The organism is Leifsonia sp. ALI-44-B (assembly GCF_001984125.1).
Taxonomy (GTDB): domain Bacteria; phylum Actinomycetota; class Actinomycetes; order Actinomycetales; family Microbacteriaceae; genus Okibacterium.
In genome coordinates this window covers 1,783,589-1,805,142 of sequence record NZ_MTQL01000007.1, presented here as the reverse complement: position 1 = coordinate 1,805,142, position 21,554 = coordinate 1,783,589, and the positions used below count along the sequence as shown (strand labels likewise).

Below are 21,554 nucleotides of genomic sequence, written 5' to 3'. Positions count from 1 at the left end.
ACCATGCTAGCGGCAGGGGCCGGTCGGCCGCGTCGGGTGGCGACGTCGGGCGGGTGCGCCGGGTGTTCGCGCCAGTCGTTCGCGCCGGCGCGTCGCTACCAGGGCTTGTCGGTCGTGCGCCCGCCGCCGCCCCGGCCACGCTCCTCGGCGTCCTGCTGGGCCTTCTCCTCGGCAGCCTGATCGCCGCGTTCCTGCAGCTTCTCTTCGGCGCTTGGGTCGTTCTCCCCCGACGAACCCTCATCCGGGGCGTCTCCTTGGCCGGGCTGGGGAACGATCTGCGGCACTTGCTGATCGATCTTCGCCTGAACGCGTTCGTCGGCCGTCTGCAGCGTGTCGCGCTGTTCGAGGGCGCGCGATGACTCGTCCGTCTGGCACCCGTCGGCGGCCCCGTCGCGGATGACCGCGAGTGACGTCTCATAGAGACGGATGGCGCCCTCCTCGTAACCGGCACCGCGGTAGGCATCCCCCTGCTGTTCCCAGGCGAGTGCGAGGTTGACGCGCACCATGCAGCGTTCGGATGCGGGAGCCCGCGTGAGCGCCTCCCCCAGGTCGTCGGTGGCGGGCGTGAAGTTCTGGAAGGCGGCGAGGGCGGTGCCGCGGTTGTAGTACGGGATCCACGGTTCGACGAGATTGCCCACGAGCAGGGAGCCCGAACGGTCGGCGCTGCCCTCGTAATCGCCGGCATCAAAGTCGTTCTTCGCGCCGTCGGTGGTGAGTTGCAGGCTCACGAGTTTCCACGCGATCGCGAGGATGACGAGCACGACGGGCAGGGACCACCAGAAGAGGCGGCGGCGTGTGCGCCGGACGAGGTGCTGCGGGGGCTGGGGTCGGCGCGGGGGCTCGTGGGGGCCGCGCGGTGACTGCGGCGCGGCGCCGGGCGTCTGGAGGTCTTGCGAGAACAGCGTCATCGGTAAACCTCCGTCTGGGCCGGGCCGCTGGTAGTGGCGGGGCGTCGAAGCGAACGCAGGGCGAGCAGCAGCGGCACGAGTTCGGTCAGGAGTAGCAGGCCGAACGGGATGGCGAGGAGCCAATAGAACTCGGGGGCTGACGGCGGACCGCTCGGGGCGGATGTCGCGGCTCCGACATCGATGCCGCGTGTCGCCTGCAGCGCGACGTCGCTGCCGGGCTCGGAGTGCAAGTACTCGATACCGAGCTGCCCGGCGATGGTGCCGAGCGCTTTCTCGTCGATCATCGAAATGGCGGTTTCCTGGCCATTCGGGCCGTAGTACTGGATGTAGTCGTCGGCGGCGCCGGGGTCGGCGGCGTCGGGATCGTCCGTGCTCGATTCATCCGACCCCGAATCGTCCGACCCCTGATCGTCGGACTGGTCGTCGCCGAAGAAGTCGTCGCGGTAGCCCGAGAACGTGCGCATGGGGCCGCCTTCCTCGGTGCCGTAGCCGAGCACCGCTCCCCCGTCGACCAGGTCGGCGAGGGGGGCGAAGGACTCGGGTGCCGTGCTGACGGTCTGTTCGCCGTCGCCCAGGTAGTAGACGATGCGCGTGCGGTCGGGGGCGGCATCCTTGTCGGCGGCGAGTTGCTTCTCGAGGAACGCGGCGGGCTGGCCGATGCTGCTGCCGCGCGAGTAGACGCTGATCTCCTGCGTGGTGGAAGCGACGCCGGACGCGAGGGCCGAGGCATCCGTGGTGAGGGGCAGGCGCTGCACCGTGTCGGCGTCGAAGGTGATGAGCGAGAAGCGCGAACCGGCGAGACGGTCCGCGATGGCCTCGATGTCTGCCTTTGCCCCCGTGAGGCGCGGCTGGTCGTCGCCGTAGTCCTCGGCGGCCATGCTCGAGGTGGTGTCGAGCACGAAGTAGACGTCGGTCTGCGCGGCGGCGACGGGCGGATGCTCGGTCTCGGGCAGCCCCGGCCGCAGCGACATGCCGAACAAGAGGCCCACGAGCGCGAGCCGCACGAACCAGTGCCAGCCGCCCGGGCGACGGATGTTACGAGCCGCCTGCCAGAGCGCGAACGCCGCGAGCCCCCCGAAGACCACGACGAGCACGGGAGGCGTGAAGATGGGGTGGAAGATCATCGCTTGAGCCTCCACCCGAGGAACATGAGGGCCGCGGTGCCGAAGAGGCCCGCCACGATCGGCCAGACGGGGATGTCGGTCTTCACGATCTGCGTCGCGCCCGTCATATCGGCGGCCTGTTCTGACTGGATCTGCTCGACGATGGCGGGAATCGCGCCCGGGTCGTCGAGCGCGTAGTAGGCCCCGCCCGTGTCGTCGACGACCTGCTCGAACTCGTCGGCGAGATCTTTGATGTAGGACTTGCTGGCCACATCGCCCGGGTTGATGCCATAGACGGTCACGTCGTTCTCGGTGGCGAATTCGCCCGCCTCCGGCAACGTGACGATCTGCTCACCCGCGACGAAGTTGTCGGTGGCGAGGATGATCGAGCGCGACCGCTCCTGCCCGATATCGTCGAAGCGCATGACGCACGAACCGAGCCCGTCGCCGATGAGCGAGGAGCCGTTGCCGAGCAGAGTGCCGTTCGCGAACGAGTAATCTTCGTCGGCATTCCTCATCTTTTCGCCCAGCGTGCCGAGCTGTTCCTCCACGAACCCGTAGTCGCTCGTCAGCGGGAAGGCCGTCGCCGCCGAGGCGTTGAAGAGCACGAGCCCGATGCGTTCGCCGTCGAACTCGTCGACCAGATCGCTGAACGTGTCGACGATCTCGGCGTCGTAGTCGACCATCGAACCCGAGACGTCGAGGCACAGCACGATGTCGCGGTTGCGCAGCTCGGGTTGGTAGGCCGAGACCGCGACGGGGCGGGCGCTCAACACCACGGCGGCTACGAGAGCCACGACCACGGCGGCGACGCTCAGCGCCAAGAGCGTGCGGTATCGCGTGAGCGCGCGGCGGTAGGCGGGCAGGGCCGTGAGACGCTCGGTGTGGGCGACGGGGACGACCGCGCGGGAGGGGCGTCGCCGCATCCGCCGACGGGTCAGCACGAAGGCGAGGGCCACGACGCCCGCGATCACGAACACCCAGAGGAGGGGCATCCACCAGAAGCTCAGTTCCATGCCGACGTCACCGCCCGCCGGGCCGCTTGGGCAGATCCGTGCACCGAACCGGATGCTTCGGCCCCGAATTCGCTCGGGTACAGGCCCTGCACGACCTCGGCCAGTTCGGGCAGGCGCGCCTGTCGCAGCTCCTGCAGGGTCATGGGCAGCGTGGGGATGCCGCGCGCCTCGAGCGTATAGCGCCGCACGATCTCGGCGAGGCGCACGTGGGCCGCCCGGACATCCACGTGCCCTTCGGCGTAGTCGCGCTCCACCCGGTCGATCTCGGCCAGGTAGTGCTCGCTGATGCGCTGCTGGCGCTGCCACGGCGCCGGCTCGGGGATGGCCGCGGCGCCTCGCGGCCGGTGCTTCCAGCGCGGGAACCAGATGACGAAGGCATACCAGGCGGCCACGAGCAGCACGAGGGCCACCGCGATGACGGCCCACCACGGCGAGAAGTCGGCCAACGGATAGTAGTCACCGCCCGGCATGATTGTGCCTCTCGAGCAGTCGGAAGAGCTTCGGCACGACGTCGCGGGTCGACTCGATGCGCGTCGATGCGATGCCAATGCGGTCGAGGATGTCTCGGGTCTCGGTCTTCTGCGCCGCCGCGCGTTCGGTGTACTCGCGCCGCACCTGCGGGTCGCGACGCAGAAACTCGGGCAGCTCACCGAAGGTCTGCACGTCGAGCAACTCGGCCCCAAGCGGGCTCGCGGCCACGAGGTCGGCGTCGGCGATCGACACCCAGAGCATCTCGTGTTGGGCGTGCAGGCGCCGCAGCAAAGGGCGCAGATCGGATGCGGCGGCCCCTGGTGTCCTCGGCGTGCGCGCGTTTGCGCCGCTGATGCCGCTGGTGCCGCTATCGTCGTGTCCCGTGCCCGCTAACGCCTGATCGTCGCTGATGATCACGAGCAGCATGCGCCGCCGGAACCGCCGTGCCACGTAGTCGAGCTGCCCCGCGAAGTCGCTGGGGCTGCCCTGCAGGCTGGCGCGCGCGTGGATGATCTGCAGCAACCGTTCGAGGTGCCCCTCGGTGCCGCCGAGTGGCACGAGGGCGCTGCCCGCGGCGTCACCCGTGACGAGCCCGACCTGGTCGCCGTGGCGGTGCGCGAGGTAGCCGAGGACGCCGGCCGCGTGAATGGCCAGATCGCGCTTCGGTTCGCCCGAGGCGCTCACGGCCGCGAGGTCGCGCCCCGAATCGACGACGATCATGACGGCTTGTTTGCGCGACGCAATATAGCGCTTCGTGAGCGGCGCCCCGTGCCGAGCCGTGGCCTTCCAGTCGATGTCGCGGATCTCGTCGCCGGGCACGTAGGGCCGCAGGTCGTCGAAGTCGTGCGATTTGCCGTGGAACACCGAGCGATATTCACCGTCGAGCCAGCCCCGCACGCGGCGGTGGGCGACGATCGACAGCGTGGTCTTCACGCGGGGCAGGAGCGCAGGCACGATTCGGCTTCGGGGGCGCTCAGGGGGCCTGGATGGCGCCGAAAATCGCGTCGATGATGGTCTCGGGCGTCACGCCGTCGGCATCGGCCTCGAAGCCGAGGATCAGTCGGTGTCGCAGCACCTGATAGCGATAGCTCTTCACATCTTCGGGGATCACATGGCCGCGGCCGGACAGCAGCGCGAGGGCGCGGGCCACGCTGGCGAAGGCGATGCTGGCGCGCGGGCTGGCGCCGTATTCGACATAGCCCGCGAGTGCCGGGGGAAGGTATTGCTCGGCGTGACGCGTGACATAGACGGCCTGCACGATGTAGTTGAGCACGGCCGGGTCGAGGTAGACACGGTGAACGAGCTTCTGCAAGAACCGCACATCGTCGAGCGTGACGGCCTGGCCGTGGGTGCCACCCGGTTCGTAGACGCCGGCGTTGACGCGGCGCACGATCTCGGCCTCTTCGGCGGGGCTCGGGTAGCCGAGCACCTCTTTCACGAGGAAGCGGTCGAGCTGAGCCTCGGGCAGGTGGTAGGTGCCCTCCTGCTCGATGGGGTTCTGCGTGGCGAGGACGAGGAAGGGCGATGGCAGCGGATGATTCTCGCCGCCGATCGTCGTCTGCCGCTCCTGCATGGCCTCGAGCATGGCCGACTGCGTTTTGGCGCTCGAACGGTTGATCTCGTCGAGCAGGACGAAGTTGGCGTGCACGGGGCCGAGCTGCGTGCCGAACGTGGCCGTGGCCGGGTCATAGATCTGCGTGCCGATGATGTCAGCGGGCAAGAGGTCGGGCGTGCATTGGATGCGTCGGAAGCTGGCCGACACCGATTCGGCGATCGATTCGGCGGCCGTGGTCTTCGCCAACCCGGGCACACTCTCGAGCAGCACGTGCCCACCCGTGATCAGGGCGACCAGCAGCGTGGTGCGCAGGCTGTCTTGGCCCACGACCTTTTGGCTGTAACCCGCCACGATGGTGTCGAAGATGCGGCGCGCGCGCTGCAACTCATCGGGCGTGATGGGACCGGTGCCCGCGCCGGAGGCCGGACCGGGCGCGGGGGGCGCACCGATCGGTCCGGCGGCGGGAGGCGGGGTAATGGTCATGCGGCCACTGCCTTCGTTAGGAACCGACCGTCACCACCGGGCTGCCGGTCGACGTGTCGTCGGCGGGCATCTCCGCGGCGAGCCGGTTGGCTTCGTCGATCAGGGTCTGGACGATCTCGGACTCGGGCACGGTCTTGATGACTTCGCCCTTGACGAAGATCTGGCCCTTGCCGTTGCCCGAGGCGACGCCGAGGTCGGCCTCGCGCGCTTCTCCGGGACCGTTGACGACGCAGCCCATGACGGCCACGCGCAGCGGAACGGTCATGCCTTCGAGGCCGTCGGTGACGTCGTTGGCGAGCTTGTAGACGTCGACCTGGGCGCGGCCGCAGCTCGGGCACGAGACGATCTCGAGCTTGCGCTCGCGCAGGTTGAGCGACTGCAGAATCTGCAGGCCGACCTTGACCTCTTCGGCGGGGGGCGCCGACAGGGACACGCGGATGGTGTCGCCGATGCCCTCGGACAGCAGGATGCCGAACGCCGTGGCGCTCTTGATCGTGCCCTGGAACGACGGGCCGGCCTCGGTGACACCGAGGTGCAGGGGCCAGTCGCCGCGCTCGGCGAGCAGACGGTAGGCCTTGACCATGATGATGGGGTCGTTGTGCTTGACCGAGATCTTGAAGTCGTGGAAGTCGTGCTCCTCGAAGAGGCTCGCCTCCCAGACGGCGCTCTCGACGAGGGCCTCGGGCGTGGCCTTGCCGTACTTCTGCAGCAGGCGCGGGTCGAGCGAACCGGCGTTGACGCCGATGCGCACCGAAACGCCAGCGGCCTTGGCGCGACGAGCGATCTCGCCGACCTGGTCGTCGAATTTGCGGATGTTGCCGGGGTTCACGCGAACCGCGGCGCAGCCGGCGTCGATGGCCGCATAGACGTAGTTCGGCTGGAAGTGAATGTCGGCGATGACCGGAATCTGGCTCTTCTTCGCGATGATCGGAAGAGCTTCGGCGTCGTCGCGGCTCGGAACGGCCACCCGCACGATGTCGCAACCGGATGCCGTGAGTTCGGCGATCTGCTGCAGTGTCGCGTTGATGTTGGGGGTGGGCGTCGTGGTCATCGACTGCACGCTCACGGGAGCGTCGCCACCGACGAGAACTTTACCGACCTTGATCTGACGGGACTTACGCCTCGGCGCCAGAACTTCAGGGACTTTAGGGAGACCCAAATTGACTGCTACCACTCCGTCAGTTTAGGTCCTCTTGGTGTGCACGCGCTGCGAATCGGTGAGGGATGCATGCGCCGCACCGCCCGGCTACACTGCTGGCCGTGCCGCAGCAAGCCGGGCTGTCGCGATCAGTGCTGGGGCGGCATCCCCGGGCCTGTGCCCGCGCCGGGGCCGAAGCCGCCGCCGAAACCGGGGCCCTGGGGCGAGTGCAGGCTGGACGACCGGATGACCTCGAGCCGGGCCCGGTATTCGACCTCGTCGATATCGCCGCGAGCGAAACGCTCGGCCAACACCTTCTCGGCGCCGCCCTGCGCCTCGGACTGCCAGTGTTGGCGCATGAACTCGCGGCGTTCGCCGGCGCGTTTCGACCAGCGGCGGCCGAAGACCGCGAACAGGACGATCGCGACGATGAGCCAGAAGAACGGGATGAGCAGGAACCACAGGTGTGCTCCCGGGCCGGGGCCGTAGCCCGGGTAGTGCTGCGCCAGTGTGGCGAGTGCGGTGTGAAGCATCTTTCCTCCTCGGCGGTCGTACGTCGACCGTCCTGAGGAAAAGCATCCTCGCGACCGGTTGCCGCCACATCTGCCGTTGGGATGCTTCGCTCCTACTCCCCGGGGCGCACGCGCGTCTTCCTCGATGCACGCGCGACCGCTTGGCGCACGGGCGGGTGCGCTACCCCCAGCCGGGCGCCACGAGCCCCGACTCGTAGGCCACGACGACGAGCCGAACGCGGTCCCGCGCATCGAGTTTCTGCATGATGCGGGAGACGTGGGTCTTGGCGGTCAGTGGGCTGAGAAACAGCGTCGCGCCGATCTCGTCGTTACTGAGCCCGCGCCCGACGAGGGCGAGTACTTCTCGCTCACGCTCGGTGAGCGGGGCCAGCGCCGTGGCGTCCACCGTCTGCCGCAGGGCGGGCGACACGCGTTGCAAGAGTGTGCGCGTGACCCCGGGTGAGAGCAGCGCATCGCCTGTGGCCACGACCCGCACGGCGCGGATGAGTTCGACCGGTTCGGTGTCTTTCACGAGAAAACCGCTCGCACCAGCGGCTATGGCGTCGATGACGTAGTCGTCGAGCTCGAATGTGGTGACGACGACCACCCGCGTCGATGCGAGGGCGGGGTCGGCGACGATCTGTCCGGTGGCCCAGATGCCGTCGCCCTGCGGCATACGGATGTCCATCAAGACGATGTCGGGGTGATGCAGGGCGGCGAGCGCCACCGCTTCCTCGCCCGTCGATGCCTCAGCCACGACCTCGATGCCGTCCTCGGCGTGCAGGATCGCGCGGAAGCCCGCGCGGATGAGGGCCTGATCGTCGGCCAGGAGCACGCGGATCATGCCGGAACCGCCAGAGGGAAGACAGCGACGACGCGCCAGCCGCCGGTGGGCGTCGGTCCGGCAGAGAACGAGCCGCCCAGGAGCTCGGCGCGCTCGCGCATGCCGAGCAGACCGTTGCCGGGCTCGGGATCGGCGCCGAACACCTCGGTGGTGCCGTCGTCCTCGATGGTCACGATCAATGCGGCCTCGTCTCGGGTGATGCGGACCCGTGTCGAGACCGACGAGCTGTGGCGCATGACGTTGGTGAGCGATTCTTGAACGATGCGATAGACGGACTGCCCGACACCAAGAGGGATCTGTGCGGCGTCGCCGAGCGAGATCGATTCTGTGACGCTCACGCCACCAGCTCTCACCACCTCGAAGAGGTCGCCGAGTCGCTCGAGCCCCGGGCCGGGAGCGCGGGGCGGCGCCGGGTCTCGCAGGATGCCGAGCACGCTGCGCACCTCGGCGAGCGCCGCCGCCGAGGTCTCCTTCACGTTGAGGAGGGCGCGCCGCGCCTCGGCCGGGTCTCGGTCCATGAGGTGCAGTCCCGCGTTGGCCTGCACGGTGATCTGCGAGAGCGAGTGCCCGAGCACGTCGTGCAGTTCGCGGGCGATGCGCACGCGCTCCTGCTGACCCGCCGCCTCCTGTCGGGCATCTTCGGCGCGGCGGCGCGCCAGGGCGTCCTCGTGAAGCTTCTGTCGCACATCGCTGCGTCGCTTCGAGAACTCGGCCGCCCCGACGACGACGAGCAGGCCCAGGGTGGTGGGGGCGACGAGGCGCGGCGCCCACGGAGCGCCGGAGAGCGGCCCGAGGAACACCACGAGCATCCAGGCCGCCGCGAGCGCGATGTACGCCCACGCTCGGGCACCGTGACGCACGGCGAGGATCACCGCGAAGGCCACGGAGATGAACGGGGGCCCGATGGGCGACAACAGTGCCTCGACGGAGGTCGCCGCGATGATGGCCACCACGACCGTGCGTGGGTAGCGCCGAATGATGACGAGTGCGAACGAGGTGAGCACCGCGAGAACGAGGGCCAGAACGGACACCCAGACGGAGCTGACCGCTGATTCGAACGTGAACGCCCCGGAGCCGGGCCCGACGCCGTTGCCGGACCCGACGCCAGTGCCGAGGTCGGGGCCTGTGCCGGGGTCACGGGCGGGGCCGCCCGCGTCGAGCGAGCCGGAGACCTGATGGGCGAGCAGAAGGAGCGCCGCGGGAACTTGCACGACGAGCGACACCACGACCGGCATCCATACGCGCACGGCGCGCGGCGGGCCGGAACGACGCCCGTCGAACGGCGGAGCGGGCAGTGGGGACGTCGTCATTCCTGAAGCGTACCCGGCGTGCATCCCGGGCGAATCGGCCCGTCGAACGAGCGCCGAATCGGCACTACTCCCCCGGGAGTACAGCCGTCACAGAGGGCACAGCTAGCCGAAGAGGTTCGCGGGCTTCACGATGTCGGCATAGATGAGGATGGCACTCATCGCCATGAAGAAGATCACGACGACGAACGTCAGCGGCATGAGCTTGGCCGCGTCGACCGGGCCCGGATCGGGTCGCCCGAACAGCTTGGCGAAGAAGCGGCGGATGCCTTCCCACAGCGCCGTGACGACGTGCCCGCCGTCGAGCGGCATGAGCGGCACCAGGTTGATGACGAAGAGCGCGATGTTGAGCGACCCGAGCACGGCGAAGAGCGAGGCCCCCTTCGAGACGAACGGGATCTGATCTGACGCCGCCACCTCGCCCGCGATGCGCCCGACGCCGACCACGCTGATGGGGCCGTTCGGGTCGCGCTCGCCCGGCCCGAACGCGGCGTTCAGGACATCGCCCATGCGCTGAGGCAGGTGCACGATGATGTCGGCGACGCCCGAGACGCTCTGCCACACCATGGGGCCCGTGGCCGTGACGGGCTGCTGCTGCACCTCTTGCGTCGACGAGATGCCGACGAAACCGACCTCTTCGGTCTTCGGTGAGCCGTCGGCGTTCTCGATCACACGGTTGGCGGTGTCGTAGACGTAACGCTTCGTCAGCAGCGGCGTGAGCGTGACGCTCTGCTCAGCACCGCCGCGCTCGATGACCACGTCGAGCGCGTCACCGGAGGACTGTCGGATGATCTCGGTCGACTCGGCCCACGTCGACACGGGTGTTCCATCGATCGACACGATCGTGTCGCCCGGCTTGAGACCGGCGGCGGCACCCGGGGCGAGCGGGTCGGAGGCATCGCACGCCGTCTTGGTGCTCCCAGCAGGAAGCACGCACTCGCTCACCATCGACAGGGTCGTGGTCTGCACGGGTGCCCCGAACGCGACGAGCGAGATGCCGAAGAAGACGAAGGCCAGCACGAGGTTCATGAAGGGCCCGCCCAACATGATGATGATGCGTTTGTAGACCGGCAGGCGGTAGAAGGCCCGGTGGTCTTCACCCTCGCCGATCGTCTCGGCGCTGGCCTCTCGGGCATCCTCTGCCATCGATCCGAAGAAGCGACGCCGCTCCCCCTCGTCGAGAGGCGGGAAGTCGGTGGCACCCGCCGAGACGACCTCGACGCGAGCATCCGGCGACTGATCGATCGGCACGGATGCCCCGGGGGCGCCCTCGAGCGTGTCGCCCGAGCCATCCGCTGCCTGACCCTCGGCCTGCCGGGCGTCGCGCCGCGTCTTCACCGCGCTGCCCTCTTGCACCATGGCCTCGAAAACGCTCGTCGTGGCGTTGCGCGCGGCGCCACCCGTCTTCGACGGCGGGTACATGCCGATCATCGAGATGTAGCCGCCCAGGGGAATGAGCTTGAGGCCATATTCGGTCTCTCCCCGGCGCCGCGAGAACAGCGTGCGCCCGAAGCCGATCATGTATTGCGTGACCTTGACCCCGAAGAGTTTGGCCGGCACGAGGTGCCCCACTTCGTGCAGGCCGATAGACACGATGAGGCCCACCAGAACGATGAGCACACCGAGAACATAGAGAAGCGCCGATTCCACCTTGCGACGATACCGCCCGGCGCTCGAAAGTTGCTGTGCGGGCTATGAGACGATGGGATGGCTTCCCACCAGGCAAGCGAGAAAGAAGGACGAATCTCCGTGGAATCGCGTATGCCGCCGGTACTCCGGCCCGACAACCCGCCCGTGAAATCCCTCGCCGATCTGGCGACGCATTTCGGACTCGGGGTCGAGGGCGACATCGACGGGGTCAGCCTCAACGGCATCACCCTCTCCACCAACGATCTGCAGCGGGGTGAGGTCTACGTCGCGATCCAGGGTGCGAATAGGCACGGAGCATCCTTCGCCGCCGACGCGCGTGACAAGGGTGCCGTCGCGATTTTGACGGATGCCACGGGCGCCGAGTTGGCCCGAGACGCGGGTCTCCCCATCCTCATCACCGAGTCGCCCCGCGTCGTGCTCGGCATGATCTCGGCCTGGGTCTATGACACCGGCGCCGATATGCCCACGCTCTACGCCATCACGGGCACCAACGGTAAGACGTCGACCGCCCACCTGCTCGAGGGCATCCTGCAGCAGGTCGGTCTCGTCACGGGCCTGAGCTCGACGGCCGAACGCCACATCGGCGACCTGACCATCGTGTCGCGGCTCACCACGCCCGAGTCGAGCGAAATGCACGCTCTGCTCGCCCGCATGCGCGAGTCGGGCGTTCAGGCCGTGGCCGTCGAGGTCAGCGCGCAGGCCCTCAGCCGCCACCGCGTCGACGGGATCATGTTCGACGTCGCGGCTTTCACCAACCTGAGTCACGACCACTTCGACGACTACCGCGACTTCGACGACTACATGGATGCGAAGGTCGCCCTGTTCCAGCCCGACCGCGCCCGCCGCGGCGTCGTGTCGCTCGACACCGCATGGGGCGAAGGGCTCGTGAAACGCGCCGGCATTCCCGTCGTGACCATCACGTCGCTGCCCGACACCGAAGCGAACTGGATCGTCACGATCGGCGACGAGAAGCCCGAATACACCGAGTTCTCGCTCACGCACGCGGCCCACGGCACGCTGCACTCGCGCATCCCGCTGATCGGGGCGCACATGGCGGCCAACGCCGGACTCGCGATCGCCATGATGGTCGAGGGCGGCATCCCGTTCGCCGATATCGACGCAGCGCTCACGCGGGATGGCGGCGTGAAGGCCTACCTGCCGGGCCGCACTGAACGCGTGTCAGGCGACACGGGCCCCACCGTCTATGTCGACTTCGGCCACAGCCCGGATGCCTTCGCGAAGACGCTCGCGGCCGTGCGCCGTGTCACCCCGGGCCGCGTCATCATGGTCTTCGGTGCCGACGGCGACCGCGACGCCACCAAACGCCACGACATGGCGAAGGAAGCCGTGCTCGGCAGCGACATCCTCGTGATCACCGATCACCACCCGCGCTTCGAAGATCCCGACTCGATCCGCGCGACGCTCGTCGAGGGCGCTCGCGCGGCCAGGCCTGACGGGGACATCCACGAGGTGTCGCCGCCCGAGGCCGCCATCCGCGAGGCCGTCTCGCTGGCGCGCGAGGGCGACGCAATCCTGTGGGCCGGTCCCGGGCACCAGGACTACCGCGATATCCGCGGCGTGCGCACGCCTTACTCGGCGCGCGAGGAAGCCCGCAAGGCGCTGCGAGAGGCCGGCTGGGACGCGTCCTAGGCTGCGCTGCCGGGCCTGCCAAGGGATGATTCCGCGAGCGCTCGCTCGACGCTCGGGTTAGCCGCGCGTGCTGCGGCGGGCGATGACGGCATCCGCTGCCCGGCGGGCGTCGATCTCGACGGCGGCCAGGGACTCGAGCGTGAGTGTGTCGACCTCGTCGTGCTCGTCGACGACCTGGTTGACCGTGTCGAGGATGTCGAGATAGCCGATGCGCCCGTCATGGAACGCGAGCACGGCCTGTTCGTTGGCCGCGTTGAAGACGGCTGGGTAGGTCCCCCCGGCGCGCCCGACCTTCTTGGCCAGCGACACGGCAGGGAAGGCCTCGTCGTCGAGCGGTTCGAACGTCCAGCTCTGCGCCGTCGTCCAATCGAGCGGCGTGCCGACGCCCGAGACGCGGTTGGGCCAGTCCAGGCCGAGCGAGATGGGCAGACGCATATCGGGCGGAGAGGCCTGGGCGATGGTGGAACCATCCACGAACTCGACCATCGAGTGCACGATCGATTGCGGATGCACGGTCACGGCGATGTCTTCGTAGGCCACGTCGAAGAGAAGGTGAGCCTCAATCACTTCGAGGCCCTTATTGACGAGGGTCGACGAGTTCGTGGTGACCATGAGCCCCATGTCCCAGGTGGGGTGCGCGAGGGCTTCCTGAGGCGTCACATCGGCGAGCGACGATCGCGTGCGCCCGCGGAAGGGGCCACCGGATGCCGTGAGCACGAGTCGTCGCACCTCGGCCGCCGAGCCCGAGCGCAGGGCCTGGGCGATGGCCGAGTGCTCTGAATCGACGGGCACGATCTGGCCAGGCGCGGCGAGCTGCTTCACGAGGTCGCCGCCGACGATGAGGGATTCCTTGTTGGCGAGCGCGAGCTGCTTTCCCGCGCGAAGTGTGGCGAGGGTCGGGCCGAGGCCGATCGAACCCGTGATGCCGTTGATGACGACGTCGGCGTCGACATCCCGCACCAATTGCTCGGCTTCGGCGGCCCCGAGCGCCGTGTGCTCGACCCCGAAGGCCTCGGCCTGCTCGGCCAGCACGGCGGCGTTGGTGCCCGTGCCGAGGCCGACGATCTCGAACTTCTCGGGATTGGCTCGTATGACGTCGAGCGCCTGGGTGCCGATCGAACCGCTGCTGCCGAGGATGATGACGCGTCGCATGCTGTCCACCCTAGCCCGGCGGGCCGGAAGCACGACCTCTGCCCGGGTGTGGACGCTCGCAGAGAAGCGGGCAGGCCCTAACCCGTGAACGAGGCGACGCCCCGGGCCTGTCGGCATCCGGGGCGTCGCGAGCAGCCAAGAACGGGCAGCAGAACCGTTTAGCGCGAGGTCTGCAGGATGTCGATCACGAAGACGAGGTCGTCGGTGCCGCCGATGCCCGCGCTGGGCTGGCCGGCATCACCGTAACCGAGCGCCGGCGGGATGACGACGATGACCTGCGAGCCGACCTTTTGGCCCACGAGGGCTTGCGAGAAGCCCTTCACGACGCCCGTGGTCTGGAACGACGCGATCTGCTTGCCCCAGCTCTCGTCGAACACCTTGCCGGTGGTCCAGTTGGTGCCCTGGTATTGCACAGAGACCGTGTCGCCCTCTTGCACCTCTTCACCGTCGCCCTGCTTCAGCACGGCGAGCTTCAGGTCTTTCGGCGCCTCGGTGTCGGGGATCGTGACGGTGGGGCGACCGTCGTCGTCGAGCGTGACCTTGGGCATGCCCTCGACCTCGGGCTGCGGTTCTCCCGTGGCGCGGTCGGGGGTGATGCTCAGGATGTCGGCCACGATGACGACGTCTTCACCGGCCTTGACGGCACTGTCGCTCGAGCCGGTCGTGCCGAAGGCGTCGGCCGAGTCGACCAGGGCGACCACGCGCGAGCCGACCGGAACGCACTCGATGGCGCGCACGAAGCCGGGCAGGAACTGCGTGTCGTCGACCGTGGCGGCGGCCTTCTGCATGGGCGCGACTTCGGCACCCGTCTGGGCGTTGTACATGGTGATCGACACCTCGACGGTGTCGCCCGTCTTCGTCTCGTCACCCGTGCCCGTGATCGCCAGGGTGCGCTGCGTGGCGTCGATGGCCAGCGGCGCGGGGATCTCGACCGTGGGCGCCTCGCCCAGGTTGCCCGAAACCTTGACCGATTCGACTTCGCTGCCCGACGGCGTGTCCTTGCAGGGCGACGCGGTGGCCGCGGCGCTCGACGAGGCCGACGGCGTGCTGGTGGGGCTGGCGCCGCCCGAACATGCGCTCAACAGCAGGGCGGATGCTGCGGCAGCGGCCAACAGCGCGGGAACACGTTTCTGCACGACGATCACTTTCGTTGAAGGGGAATGGGACCAGTCTGCCCGACGAAAGTGTGTATTGCCGCACGCGATCGGGCTCAGATCATCCATGCCGCCTGGTGGGCAACACGCTGACGACCGGACCATTCCGGCCGTGGAATGTCTTGCCCTGTAGCCTCATCTGCGTGCCAGCCGAGGAAGAAACACGAGAAACCGCCGATGTCGCGTCGTCGTCGGGCCCCGTCTATGCGCTCGGGCGCCTCGTGCTCATGCCCATCGCGCGCCTCATCTACCGCCCGAAAGTCGTGGGGCGCAAGAACGTGCCGCGCACCGGTCGGGTGATCCTGGCCAGCAACCACCAGTCGTTCATCGACAGCATCGCCATCCCCGTCGTCACGCCGCGGCGCGTGCAGTTCCTGGCCAAGTCGACCTATTTCGAGGGCACCGGGGCAAAGGGGTGGATGTCTCGAGTCTTCTTCGAGTCCATCGGCGCCGTCGCCGTGCGCCGAGGTGCGGGAGCGGCCGCCCAGGAGGCGCTCGACGAGGGCAAGAAGATCCTCGAATCCGAGAGCGCCTTCGCTATCTACCCCGAGGGCACGCGCTCGCTCGACGGCCGGCTATACCGCGGCCGCACGGGTGTCGCCTGGCTCGCGCTCTCGACCGGTGCCCCCGTCGTCCCCGTCGGTCTCATCGGCACCGACGAACTCATGCCTGTCGGCACCAAGATGCCGAAGCTCAAGAAGGTGAGTGTCATCTTCGGCGAGCCCATTGACGTGTCGCACCACGGGCCCGCGACGAGCGGACGCGCGAGACGAGCCGCGACCGACGAGATCATGGCCGCCATCCACGCCCTGACGGGCCAGGAGCTGGCACACGCCTATAACGAGTCTCCCCCGGCCGACGCCATGGAGAAGTTCAAGCGCAACATCCTGCGACGCGAGCGGTTCTAGCCCGCGCGGAACAGGCCCCTAGGACGCGACGCGGATCTCGGGTTCGTGCAGCACGGGGAAGTTCATCGAACGCGCGATGAAGCAGAGTTCTGAGGCGCGCTTGTGCGCCGTGCGCGCGGCATCCACCATGGATGCGTCGGCCACCGTCACCACGGGACGCAGCATGACCTGCGTGAATTCGCCACCGGCCTGACCGTCTTCGACCATCGTGCCGAGGGCTTCGTCACGGTAGTCGGTGACGACGACGCCGACCGTCGTGACGACGTAGAGGTAGGACAGCATGTGGCATTGCGCGAGGGCTGCGAGCAGCAGCTCTTCGGGGTTCCAGCGTGCCGGATCGCCGCGGAAGGGGACGTCGGCAGAGCCCAGGATGTCGGGTTTTCCCGAGGCGCGCACCGTGAGGTCGCGGCTGTACTCGCGATAGCTCGACGTGCCCGTTCCGGTGTTACCCGTCCACTCGGCGCTGATCGTGTACACATGCTCGGGACCGGTCATTCCCCCAGTCTGCCACGCTCAGCGCGCGTGCGCCCGGCCCGCTACGCTTGTTGCGGCGGAGCGTCGGGCGCCGCAGAAAAACGGAGAACCAACACGTGTCAGAGATCACCGCAGAAACCTTCCCCGCATCCTCCGCCCGAGAGCTCGCGGTGGTCGTGCGCAACGGCTTCGTCGAGTCGCGGCACCTGGGTTCGGCGATCGTCATCGACCAGCACGCCGACGTCATCCGCGAGATCGGCGAACCGCAGGCGCCCGTGATCCCGCGCTCCACCCTCAAGCCGTTCCAGGCCATCGCCGTCATGAACGCGGGGGTGGGCCTGCGCGGTGCGGCCGCCGTGCTGGCGACGGCGAGCCATGCGGGCACGCAGCGCCACGTATCGGTGGTGCGCAGCATCCTGGCCCAGGCCGGTCTCACCGAAGATGCGCTGCAGTGCCCCGCCGATTGGCCGGCCGACCGGGCAGCGCGCGACGAGCTGGTGCGCGACGGCAGCGGCCCCTCCCCCGTCTACATGAACTGCTCGGGCAAACACGCCGCCATGCTGCTCGCGTGCGCCACCAATGGGTGGCCCATCGATACCTACCTCGACGTGGACCACCCGTTGCAGCGCGCCATCCTCGACGTGATCGAGCGTTTCACGGGCGAGAAGCCGCAGGCCACGGCGGTCGACGGATGCGGGGCGCCCGTGCACGCCATCAGTCTCGCGGGTCTCGCGCGCGGCATCGGCCGTGTGCGCACCTCCTCGCCCACCTCACCCTTCGCGCTGTACCGCAACGCTGGCATCTTGACGCAGGCCGTGTTGGCGGATGGCTGGGCGCTCGACGGGGTCGGCCGTGACAACACGCTCGTCATCGACCGCCTGGGTGTGCTGGCGAAGCTCGGCGCCGAGGGCGTCATGGTCATGGCGGCCCCCGACGGCACCACGGTCGCGGCGAAGATTCTCGACGGCAGCCTACGCGCGGCCACGGTCGTGGCCCTGCGACTGCTGACCGATGCGGGCGCGCTCAGCCAGAACGACGTCGACGACCTGCTGCCGCAGCTGCACCTCGAGGTTCTGGGCGGCGGCCAGCCGGTCGGCATGATCCAGGTGTCGCCCGGCCTCTAACGGGCGAGCGGTTGCCCGGTCGGCACGCCGCGCTGTGCAGTCAGCGCGTCGCGGCGCTGTGCAGTCAGCGCGTCCCGGCGCCGTGCAGTCAGCGCGTCGCGCTCGGCCCCCGGCTCGCTACGGCGTGATGAGCTCGTCGAGGACGATGGCCGACACGTTGTCACGGCCGCCGTTGTCGAGTGCGGCCGTGACCATGAGTTCGACAGCCTCTTTCGGCGATTCGGCGCGCATGAGGAAATGCTGCAGACCGTAGTCGGTCAGCTCTTTCGTGAGCCCGTCGGAACAGACGAGCCAGCGCGCGCCCGAGGTGGCCGGGACATCCGTGTAGTCGGGAACCGGGTCTTCGGTGAAACCCACCGCGCGCGTGATGACGTTGCCGTGCGGGTGCGTCTCAGCCTCGTCGGGCGTGATGGCGCCGATGGCGATAAGTTCTTGCACGACCGAGTGATCGAGCGTGACCTGGATGAGCTCATCCCCCAGCAGCCGGTAGACCCGCGAGTCGCCGATGTTGAACACGGTCCAGCCGGGGGTCGGCGTGCTGGCGAGCATGAGCCCGGTCACGGTCGTGCCCGTGCCGAGGTCGCTCTGACCGACCTGGTTGAACATGTCCTCGACGGCGTCGCGCAGAGCCTCTTCGATGGTCTCGCGATCGACGTGTTTGCCTTCTGCCACCAGCCCGCGGAAGCGTTCGACGACGGCCGCGCTCGCGACCTCGCCGGCGTCGTGGCCACCCATGCCGTCGGCAACGGCGAAGACGGGCAGCTCGACGATGAGTGCGTCTTGGTTGACCTGGCGTTTGCGACCGGTGTCGGTGACGGCGGCCCAGTTGAGGGACAGCGTGCGCCCGTCGGAGAGGTCGACAGCGCCCGAACCGGTTCGCACGTCGATGTCGGTCACCCGGGGTCCTTTCGGCAGGGGAACAAGGCAGTGTGCAAAAGTCTAGTGTCTCTGAGCCGATCTCAGTGGCATACGGCGCGCGCCACTTCAAGCCCTTCACATTAGTCAGCCAGCTTACTAAGTTGGGGGGACGATATCGAGGAGGCAGCATCATGACAGACGACAACCGCGTCGACCATAACCGCCGCGACGCCCGTGATGGCCACGAGAGCCACGATCCCCGCGACGGCGCGACCGGGTCTGGCGCGAACCCGCGGCGGGCCACGAGCCTGGGCCGCGACATCCTGATGCTGATCGTGTTCATCGCAATCTCGTTTGCGGTGGCGGCGATCGGCTCCATCGGCACGGCCGGCAACGTCGACGGATGGTATGCCACCGCCGAGAAGGCGCCGTGGAACCCGCCCAACTTCTTGTTCGGCCCCGTGTGGACCGTTCTCTACGTGCTCATGTCGGTGGCCGCCTGGCTCGTGTGGCGGCGACGCTACAGCGTCGACACGCGGCCCGCTTTGGTGGCGTATGTGGTGCAGCTCGTGCTCAACAGCATCTGGACACCGGTCTTCTTCGGCCTGTACCCGGTCATGGGCCCCGCCGCGCTGTGGCTCGCACTCGCCATCATCGTGCTGCTCGACATCGCCGTGCTGATCACGATGCTGCGGTTCTGGCCGATCAGGAAGGTGTCGGCCGTGATGCTCATCCCCTATTGGGCGTGGGTGCTCTTCGCGACGACGCTGAACGCGGCTCTGGCCGTGCTCAACAGCTGAGCGCGGCCGTGGCTCGGGTCAGGAATTCGCCGGGCCCGGGAACAGCCGGTCGATCTCCGCGACTTCTGTGGGAGTCGGCGTCCAGGCCACACCCGCCGCGGCATTCTCGCGAATCTGCGCGGCCGTCGTCGCCCCCGCGATCACGCTCGAGAGGTTGGGCTGAGCCAGCAACCAGCCGAATGTGACCTCGAGCAGGGTGCGCCCGCGGGCCTCGGCGAAGGATTGCAGCGCCTCGATGGCATCCCAGGGGGCGTTGTCGAGCAGGTGTTTGCGAATGCGCATGATGCGGGAATCGGCGGGGCCGCCCGCGCGCGTGAACTTGCCCGTGAAGAGGCCGTTGTAGAGCGGGAAGAAGGGCAGGAAGCCGAGCCCGAATCGTTGCACCGCCGGCAGGACTTCACGTTCGGCGTCCCGCACGATGAGGCTGAACTCGTTTTGAGCCGAGATGAAACGGGGATGCGAGCCCAGCACGGCTTCGTAGTCGGCTTCGGCGATCTGCCACCCGCTCAGGTTGGAGTGGCCGATGTAGCGCACCTTTCCCTCGGTAATGAGGTCGTCGAGCACGCTCAGCGTCTCGTCGATCGGGGTCGTCGGGTCGGGCGTGTGCAGCTGGTAGAGGTCGATCCATTCGGTATCGAGGCGCCGCAGGGATGCTTCGACCGCACGCCGCACGTAACGCCTCGACCCGCGCGCCCAGGGCTGGGCGATTCCGCCGTCGAGTGTCGCGTGCCCGAACTTGGTGGCCACCACGACGTCGTCGCGGCGCCCCGCCAGCGCGCGCCCGAGGAGTTCTTCGCTGAGCCCCGGACGCTTGCCGTACACATCGGCGGTATCGAAGAAGTTGACGCCACTCTCGAGGGCCGCATCGACGACGGATGTCGTTCCCTCTTGCGTTTCGGTGAGCGTGTCTGCTCGCCCGAAGTTGTTGCAGCCGATCCCGACGGCCGAGACCATCAATCCGGAGCGGCCAAGAGGACGGTAGAGCATGTCGGTCATGTCATCCACCCTACGACGCCTTCTTCTCCACAGCCCGCTGCGCCATCAATTTCTCCACAGGTCACGCCCTCTCCCCCACACTCCTCCCGCCATCCCTACTCTGGACACACGGTGAGCCCCCTCCCCCGGGCGCACAAACGATCGGAGCCTCCATGCCGGCAATCATCTCGTTTCCCTCGCCCCTGGGCGTCATCACGCTCCAGGCCGAGGGCGAATACATCACCAGCTGCGACATCGGCCGAGTGACGTGGCGCCCCGAGGCCCTGGGCGCGAGCGGCGGCGCTTCGCTCTCGCCCTCCCCCTCGCACTCCGAGTTCATTCGCGGGGCCGCCAAACAGGTGCTCGATTTCCTCGACGGCGACCGCGTGTCATTCGACCTGCACGTCGAGGTGTCCGGCACGGCCTTTCAGCAGGCAGTCTGGCGAACGCTCGCGTCGATCCCGTTCGGCTCGACCATGACGTACGGAGAGATCGCCTCGGCCGTGGGGATTCCGCGCGCCGGCCGCGCGGTGGGTGCGGCCATAGCGGCCAATCCCGTGCCACTCCTCGTGCCCTGTCACCGCGTCCTCGGCACCCGTCGCAACCCGGTCGGCTACGACCGCGGCTCGGGGCTCGACACCAAGCTGTGGCTCCTGCGGCACGAGAGCATCCCGTTCCAGGTCACGAAACCGCGGGCGTCATCTCTCGAGCCGGCGCGATGAGCGCGATTTCATGTGCCGAAGACGGGTCGCCCACCTCGAAGCCTGCGCCGGCGGCCCACGTGCGCAGCCTGTCGATATCCTCGAATGCCACCTGGTTCTGCAGGAGGGCCCGTGTGAAGAGTCCCTTGGTCTTCTTGTTGAAGTGGTTGAGGGCCCTAGTCTCACCATCGGCGCCGCGGGCCATCACGCGCACGTAGAGCCGCTCAGATGACAACTCGAGGGGCCCAAGCTCGGCATACCCCTCCGAGCGCAGGTCGAGCACGAGGCCGGGCACCTGCGCCAGTTCGTGCCGGATGCCTCGGCCCCATTGTTGCCGCAACCCGCCCTCGGGCAGGCGAGAGCTGTGGGAGAGGCGATAGGCGGGGATCGGGTCGAGCGCGCCGACCGGGCCGAAGAGCGACGAGTGAACGACGACGTGCTCGTGGGCGAACGCGCGTTCTGCTGGCGCTAGCGTCGTTGCGTCGAGCGCGTCGAAGAGAACACCCGTGTAACGGTCGATGGCGGGCATCACCGCCGCACTATGCAGGGCGCGGTTGCGCTCGATCTCCCCCATCTGTCGGGCGCTGATCTTCAGGGCCTTCATGGATGCTTCCGGGTCGGTCGCGAGGTCGGCCAGTTGCTCGATGAGCGACTGCCGATAAGGCGTCAACGCCGGGAACCGCAGTTCCTCTAGATATGACGAACGCCCCGTGCCGCCATCCCGCTTCGTCTCAGACGGAGGCAGGATGACAAGCACGGGGCGTACGCGGT

The 21,554-nt window shown here is 68.3% G+C and carries 22 protein-coding genes; 5 read left to right on the top strand and 17 right to left on the bottom strand.

Annotated elements, in window-relative coordinates:
- Positions 1–95 precede the first annotated feature (95 nt).
- The 11 genes from ALI44B_RS15350 to ALI44B_RS15300 all read right to left on the bottom strand — a co-directional run bounded on the left by ALI44B_RS15350 (position 96) and on the right by ALI44B_RS15300 (position 10,987).
- Complete coding sequence (locus ALI44B_RS15350) at positions 96–908, bottom strand: hypothetical protein (protein ID WP_077055402.1); 813 nt, start codon at positions 906–908, stop codon at positions 96–98.
- Positions 905–2,032 carry a VWA domain-containing protein gene (locus ALI44B_RS15345; protein ID WP_077055401.1) on the bottom strand — a complete coding sequence of 376 codons (1,128 nt, stop codon included), beginning with the start codon at positions 2,030–2,032 and terminating at the stop codon, positions 905–907. The genes ALI44B_RS15350 and ALI44B_RS15345 overlap by 4 nt, the downstream gene beginning before the upstream one ends.
- Entirely contained in the window at positions 2,029–3,027 is a 999-nt protein-coding gene (locus tag ALI44B_RS15340; protein WP_077055400.1) for a vWA domain-containing protein, read from the bottom strand. Before ALI44B_RS15340 ends, ALI44B_RS15345 begins: the two co-directional genes overlap by 4 nt.
- Entirely contained in the window at positions 3,018–3,497 is a 480-nt protein-coding gene (locus tag ALI44B_RS15335; protein WP_077055399.1) for a hypothetical protein, read from the bottom strand. The genes ALI44B_RS15340 and ALI44B_RS15335 overlap by 10 nt, the downstream gene beginning before the upstream one ends.
- The gene (locus tag ALI44B_RS15330) at positions 3,484–4,452 is read right to left on the bottom strand and encodes a DUF58 domain-containing protein (RefSeq protein WP_077055398.1); all 969 of its coding nucleotides are present in this window, start codon (positions 4,450–4,452) and stop codon (positions 3,484–3,486) included. The genes ALI44B_RS15335 and ALI44B_RS15330 overlap by 14 nt, the downstream gene beginning before the upstream one ends.
- Positions 4,453–4,471: 19 nt before the next feature.
- Complete coding sequence (locus ALI44B_RS15325; protein WP_083710109.1) at positions 4,472–5,536, bottom strand: AAA family ATPase; 1,065 nt, start codon at positions 5,534–5,536, stop codon at positions 4,472–4,474.
- Positions 5,537–5,552: 16 nt separating this feature from the next.
- Positions 5,553–6,710, bottom strand: coding sequence for a flavodoxin-dependent (E)-4-hydroxy-3-methylbut-2-enyl-diphosphate synthase (gene ispG / locus ALI44B_RS15320; protein ID WP_077055397.1), 1,158 nt, complete (start codon positions 6,708–6,710; stop codon positions 5,553–5,555).
- A gap of 113 nt (positions 6,711–6,823) precedes the next feature.
- Positions 6,824–7,207 (bottom strand): SHOCT domain-containing protein, encoded by a 384-nt coding sequence (locus tag ALI44B_RS15315; protein ID WP_077055396.1) that lies wholly within the window; start codon positions 7,205–7,207, stop codon positions 6,824–6,826.
- Between the two features lie 160 nt (positions 7,208–7,367).
- Positions 7,368–8,030, bottom strand: coding sequence for a response regulator (locus tag ALI44B_RS15310; protein WP_077055395.1), 663 nt, complete (start codon positions 8,028–8,030; stop codon positions 7,368–7,370).
- Positions 8,027–9,340 carry a sensor histidine kinase gene (locus tag ALI44B_RS15305; protein ID WP_179100287.1) on the bottom strand — a complete coding sequence of 438 codons (1,314 nt, stop codon included), beginning with the start codon at positions 9,338–9,340 and terminating at the stop codon, positions 8,027–8,029. The genes ALI44B_RS15310 and ALI44B_RS15305 overlap by 4 nt, the downstream gene beginning before the upstream one ends.
- 102 nt (positions 9,341–9,442) lie before the next feature.
- Positions 9,443–10,987, bottom strand: a complete 1,545-nt coding sequence (locus ALI44B_RS15300; RefSeq protein ID WP_077055393.1) for a M50 family metallopeptidase — start codon at positions 10,985–10,987, stop codon at positions 9,443–9,445.
- Between the two features lie 111 nt (positions 10,988–11,098).
- On the opposite strand from ALI44B_RS15300, the gene ALI44B_RS15295 reads away from it, so the two are divergent.
- On the top strand, positions 11,099–12,637 hold the full coding sequence (locus ALI44B_RS15295; RefSeq protein WP_077055392.1) for a Mur ligase family protein: 1,539 nt from the start codon (positions 11,099–11,101) through the stop codon (positions 12,635–12,637).
- Positions 12,638–12,694: 57 nt separating this feature from the next.
- On the opposite strand, the gene dxr is transcribed toward ALI44B_RS15295, so the two are convergent.
- On the bottom strand, positions 12,695–13,789 hold the full coding sequence (gene dxr, locus ALI44B_RS15290) for a 1-deoxy-D-xylulose-5-phosphate reductoisomerase (protein WP_077055391.1): 1,095 nt from the start codon (positions 13,787–13,789) through the stop codon (positions 12,695–12,697).
- A gap of 158 nt (positions 13,790–13,947) precedes the next feature.
- On the bottom strand, positions 13,948–14,925 hold the full coding sequence (locus ALI44B_RS15285; RefSeq protein WP_077055676.1) for an FKBP-type peptidyl-prolyl cis-trans isomerase: 978 nt from the start codon (positions 14,923–14,925) through the stop codon (positions 13,948–13,950).
- A gap of 245 nt (positions 14,926–15,170) precedes the next feature.
- Between ALI44B_RS15285 and ALI44B_RS15280 the strand changes: the two genes are divergently transcribed.
- Positions 15,171–15,851, top strand: coding sequence for a lysophospholipid acyltransferase family protein (locus ALI44B_RS15280; protein WP_083710190.1), 681 nt, complete (start codon positions 15,171–15,173; stop codon positions 15,849–15,851).
- Positions 15,852–15,869: 18 nt separating this feature from the next.
- On the opposite strand, the gene ALI44B_RS15275 is transcribed toward ALI44B_RS15280, so the two are convergent.
- Positions 15,870–16,346, bottom strand: coding sequence for an OsmC family protein (locus ALI44B_RS15275; RefSeq protein WP_077055389.1), 477 nt, complete (start codon positions 16,344–16,346; stop codon positions 15,870–15,872).
- 95 nt (positions 16,347–16,441) lie between these two features.
- On the opposite strand from ALI44B_RS15275, the gene ALI44B_RS15270 reads away from it, so the two are divergent.
- Complete coding sequence (locus tag ALI44B_RS15270; protein WP_077055388.1) at positions 16,442–17,449, top strand: asparaginase; 1,008 nt, start codon at positions 16,442–16,444, stop codon at positions 17,447–17,449.
- Between the two features lie 117 nt (positions 17,450–17,566).
- On the opposite strand, the gene ALI44B_RS15265 is transcribed toward ALI44B_RS15270, so the two are convergent.
- Positions 17,567–18,346, bottom strand: a complete 780-nt coding sequence (locus ALI44B_RS15265) for a PP2C family protein-serine/threonine phosphatase (RefSeq protein ID WP_238592227.1) — start codon at positions 18,344–18,346, stop codon at positions 17,567–17,569.
- Positions 18,347–18,498: 152 nt separating this feature from the next.
- On the opposite strand from ALI44B_RS15265, the gene ALI44B_RS15260 reads away from it, so the two are divergent.
- The gene (locus tag ALI44B_RS15260; protein WP_238592226.1) at positions 18,499–19,107 is read left to right on the top strand and encodes a TspO/MBR family protein; all 609 of its coding nucleotides are present in this window, start codon (positions 18,499–18,501) and stop codon (positions 19,105–19,107) included.
- Between the two features lie 18 nt (positions 19,108–19,125).
- Here ALI44B_RS15260 and ALI44B_RS15255 read toward each other — a convergent pair whose 3' ends face one another.
- Positions 19,126–20,103 (bottom strand): aldo/keto reductase, encoded by a 978-nt coding sequence (locus ALI44B_RS15255; RefSeq protein ID WP_077055673.1) that lies wholly within the window; start codon positions 20,101–20,103, stop codon positions 19,126–19,128.
- 152 nt (positions 20,104–20,255) lie between these two features.
- Between ALI44B_RS15255 and ALI44B_RS15250 the strand changes: the two genes are divergently transcribed.
- Positions 20,256–20,804, top strand: coding sequence for a methylated-DNA--[protein]-cysteine S-methyltransferase (locus ALI44B_RS15250; RefSeq protein ID WP_077055387.1), 549 nt, complete (start codon positions 20,256–20,258; stop codon positions 20,802–20,804).
- Here ALI44B_RS15250 and ALI44B_RS15245 read toward each other — a convergent pair.
- Positions 20,764–21,540: a YaaA family protein gene (locus ALI44B_RS15245; RefSeq protein ID WP_077055386.1), complete on the bottom strand. Its 777-nt coding sequence runs from the start codon at positions 21,538–21,540 to the stop codon at positions 20,764–20,766. The two genes, ALI44B_RS15250 and ALI44B_RS15245, sit on opposite strands and share 41 nt — an antisense overlap.
- Between the last annotated feature and the right edge of the window lie 14 nt (positions 21,541–21,554).